The 3,937-nt window shown below is 44.2% G+C and carries 3 protein-coding genes; all 3 read left to right on the forward strand.

The window, feature by feature from the left end; all coding sequences use genetic code 11:
• A partial coding sequence (locus KDK19_RS18245; protein ID WP_257255594.1) for a hypothetical protein occupies window positions 1-1,163 on the forward strand: 1,163 nt, incomplete at its 5' end.
• Between the two features lie 473 nt (window positions 1,164-1,636).
• Window positions 1,637-2,743, forward strand: coding sequence for a hypothetical protein (locus KDK19_RS18250; RefSeq protein WP_257255593.1), 1,107 nt, complete (start codon window positions 1,637-1,639; stop codon window positions 2,741-2,743).
• A 211-nt stretch (window positions 2,744-2,954) separates the two neighbouring features.
• The coding region (locus tag KDK19_RS18255) for a hypothetical protein (RefSeq protein ID WP_257292525.1) at window positions 2,955-3,937 on the forward strand (983 nt) is incomplete at its 3' end.

The following is a 3,937-nucleotide window of genomic DNA, read 5'->3' on the forward strand; positions in this document are numbered from 1 at the left end:
CTTACTCAGGCGTATCGAAAGAAGAACAATTTAACTTATTGAGCCACCACAATAATGCATCACTGGTTGAAGATAGTCTGAAACTGGTCAGCAGGAGCTCGGGGCTGGCGGTTTCCACTGTGGTCCATTATGGAGTCTGGTACAGTATCTGCAAATCAACCAAGTTGTTGTCTGACCTTGCGAGACGGTTTAGCTCTATCAACACAGAGAAAAACAACTTGCAAGAGGTCAAATCATCTTTTTGTAATCAATTGGCAGCCGTTCTGACCTCCACTGAGGTTGCTTTGGCCGGAAAGGTTTCACCCTGGCCCCTTGAGCGGCTCTGGTGGCTACCGCTGCGATTTGCAGGAACAGGATTTGCTGGTTACAGAGCATACACTACTCAGGATCCTTATTTTATACCCATAATGACAATGGCTTACTTTACCCATGAGGTTGTGGCAAGAACCGCAGCCGCTGCTGACACCGTGCAGGCTCTGAAGCATCACGATAGACGCTCAATCCAACCTGAAGATTTTGTCTTCAGTGAATACGCTCTGTTGAAATCAATGGCTGGCTTGATGATCGGGACAATAGTTTATGAAAAGTTGGTCAGCAAAGGCTTTTCACCTGTTGAAGCAAGCTTCGTATATCTCCTTTCTGCTTCATTGTCAAAGTCAATATTAGCAATAGGCTATTTATCAGCATCTAATTCAGAAAGTGCTCATGCCTCAGAGGTAGAAGCAGGAGCAGAAATCTTAGCCGGAGCCTTAGCCGGATCATTAGCTGTAGCTACAGACGGAGCCATCGGAGTCGTAGCGGCCTGGAGCTTAAACCCAGTCTTGTTCATAGCCGCAGTTGGCACTCTGGCCTTCTCTCTACCTGAGGTTGAATCCATATACAGAGTTAAAGACAAAGTCCTGTCCGGAGCTCAGACTGGAGTCGGAGTCGGAATTGGAGTCATGGTAATTTTGATAAAACAAAACTCATACCTGGACTCAAACCGTTTATTGAGAAACGTCGCCATTACCCTGACTCCTGCATTGGCTTTGGCTCTGATCAATGGCCTTTCAAACAATGCTGTTTGTGGTGTCGCACTTGAAGAAAGTTTCACCGAAACAGCCCGTATCCAATGGCAGAAGTTTTATGCTCCTTTGGATTATTTGTACACCTTGTTTAATTGACAAATAGTTGCTTTGAACGCTTCGCGAAGGATCTGAATGACTTAAATGTCAGCTGACGTTTCTCTTTGTTAGAATAACTTGACAAAATCATCCCACCGACTTTTATATCGGCCTGTTTCCAAAAACACCTTTGATCGTTCGAGGCGAAACTTGCTCCTGATTCGGACAGCACAATAGTCAACACCTTCCAATAAGTGGCTTAAACTTCATAGCTGAACTATAAAGTCTTTTATCAACAGTAAAGGGGCAAATGGCAGGGACACTATGAAAGTGCTTGCGTATGCTGATCAGTTGAAACAGTTTACTCCCGACAGGTGAAAATTCGTTGATCATTTTCTCAGATAAAATCAGTATCCGAATTTAGGATATAAATAATGAAAATTTGCGTTAAATCACTAACACTATTCACGTGCTTATTTTTTATAAGCTCATTGGCTCATTCAGGCTTATCGAAAGAAGAACAATTTAACTTATTGAACCACTACAATAACGCATCGTTAGTTGAAGATAGCCTGAAACTGCTCATTAGTAGTTCCAGGCTGGCAGTCTCCACTGTAATCAATTATGGATTCTGGTACGGCATCTGCAGATCACCCGAGGTGGTAACTGCCCTAACGGGTCGCTTTGACCTGCCTCGCACAGAGGAAAGTGAATTACAGGAGGTCAAAGCATCTTTTTGCAACCAACTCGCAGCCGTTATCACCTCCACTGAAGTTGCTTTAACCGGGCACCTATCACTCTGGCCCCTTGAGCTAACCTGGTGGCAGCCACTGCGATTTGCAGGAACAGCATACGTTGGTTATCAAACATACACGAACTGTCCTTTTTATCCTGCCGCCGTTATGACTGCGGCATACTTAAGCCATGAGGAAGTGGCAAGAAACGTAGCCGGAGCCACTACCATCCGAGCTTTAAGGCATAAGGACATAGGCAAAACCCAACCTTTAAATTATGCCCTTAGTGAATATAAAATGTTGTCATCAGTCGCTGGCATTATAGTCGGGGCAATAGTCTATAAAAAGATGCTCAACAGAGGTTTAACTTCTGTGAAAGCAGCCTTTGCTTACATGATATCTGCTTCATTGACGAAGACATTATCAACAATATGCTCTCTTTCATTACCTAATTCAGGCAGTGCTGATAGAGTCGAGAAAGAAGCAGGTGCCATAGCAGCAGCTGGAGCCGGAGCAATAGCCGGATCGGTGGCAGCAGCCGGAACCATAGCTCTTTGGTGGCATGGAGATCTATTCCTGGATACAGCTACACTTAGCACCATTGCCTTTGCCATAGTTATACCTGCACACTATCACATAGACGTAGCCAGAGCCGTAGTCGGAATGACATACGGAGTCGTTTTCTTGCAATTTCTATTGCAACAAAGCCTGGAACTGGACTCAAGGCATTTAATGAGAAACATCGCGATTACTCTGGCTCCTGCATTAGCTCTCGCTTTGTTCAATGGACTTTCAAACCATGCTGTTTATGGTGTCACACTTGAAGAAAGTTTCACAGAAACCACCCGTAACCAGTGGAAGAAGTTTTATGCTCCTTTGGATTATTTGTACACCTTGTTTCATTGATAGTGCTCAATCTTGTAGCGGATGTAATTAAAGAATCAGGTTACTTCTGGCAGGTAAGGTTTGACTGATCATTTGCTAATCAAATCAGTCACCCTGATCAAGAGCATGAATGATGAAAAAAACCGGCAAACTAATTCCTCTATGTTCATGCCTATTATTGATATACTCAGTCGCTCATTCAAGCGTATCGAAAGAAGAACAATTTAACTTATTGAGCCACCACAATAATACATCATTAATTGAAGACGGTCTGAAACTGGTCGGTGGTAGTTCCGGGCTGGCAGTTTCTACCCTGATCAGTTACGGATTCTGGTACAGCATCTGCAAATCAACCGAGTGGGTATCTACCCATACGATTCGGTTTAGTCTGTCTGGTACAGAGCAAAATGAGTTACAAAAAGTCAATTCTTCTTTTTATAATCAACTCGCAGCCCTTATCACCTCCACTGAGATTGCTTTGGCCGGACACTTATCACTCTGGCCTCCGGATCAGCCCTGGTGGCAGCCTCTGAGATTTGTAAGAACAGGACTCGTTATTTATAACACATACACTACTGACGACCCTCATTTTATACCCTTAATAGCTATGACTTACTTTACACGTGAGACAGTGGCAAGAACGGTAGCCGGAGCCTGTACCGTAGAGACTTTGAGGCATCGTGCCAGACGTTCAATCCAACCTGAAGATTATACCTACAGTGAATATGCCATGGTGAAATCAGTCGCTGGCCTTATGGTCGCGACCATCGTTTATGACAAGTGGGTCACCAAAGGCTCTTCACATATAGAAGCAATCTTTCCTTATCTGGTGCTTGCTTCATTGGCAGAAACAATATTAGCAACGGTATCTTTTTCAGTAGTTAATTCAGGCGTTAGTAGTACAGTCAATGTAGAAGCAGAAGCCTTAGCCGGATCAATAGCCGGAGCCACAGTTGGAGTCACGGGAACCCTATCTTCTGAGGCCTTAAACCTGTTCCTTTTCGCAGCCGCATTCAGGACTCTGGTACTCTCCCTACCTGCAGTTGAATCGTTATCCGGAGTTGAAGACACTGTTCTGACTGGTGCAATGGCCGGACTCGCAATCGGAGCCGGAGTCATGGATCTTATGTTAATAAAAAAACCAGAACCGGACTCAAACCATTTATTGAGCAACGTCGCTATAATCTTGATTCATGCATTCACCCTTGCTCTGAT

This window comes from Endozoicomonas sp. ONNA1 (assembly GCF_024606325.1).
Lineage (GTDB): Bacteria > Pseudomonadota > Gammaproteobacteria > Pseudomonadales > Endozoicomonadaceae > Endozoicomonas_A.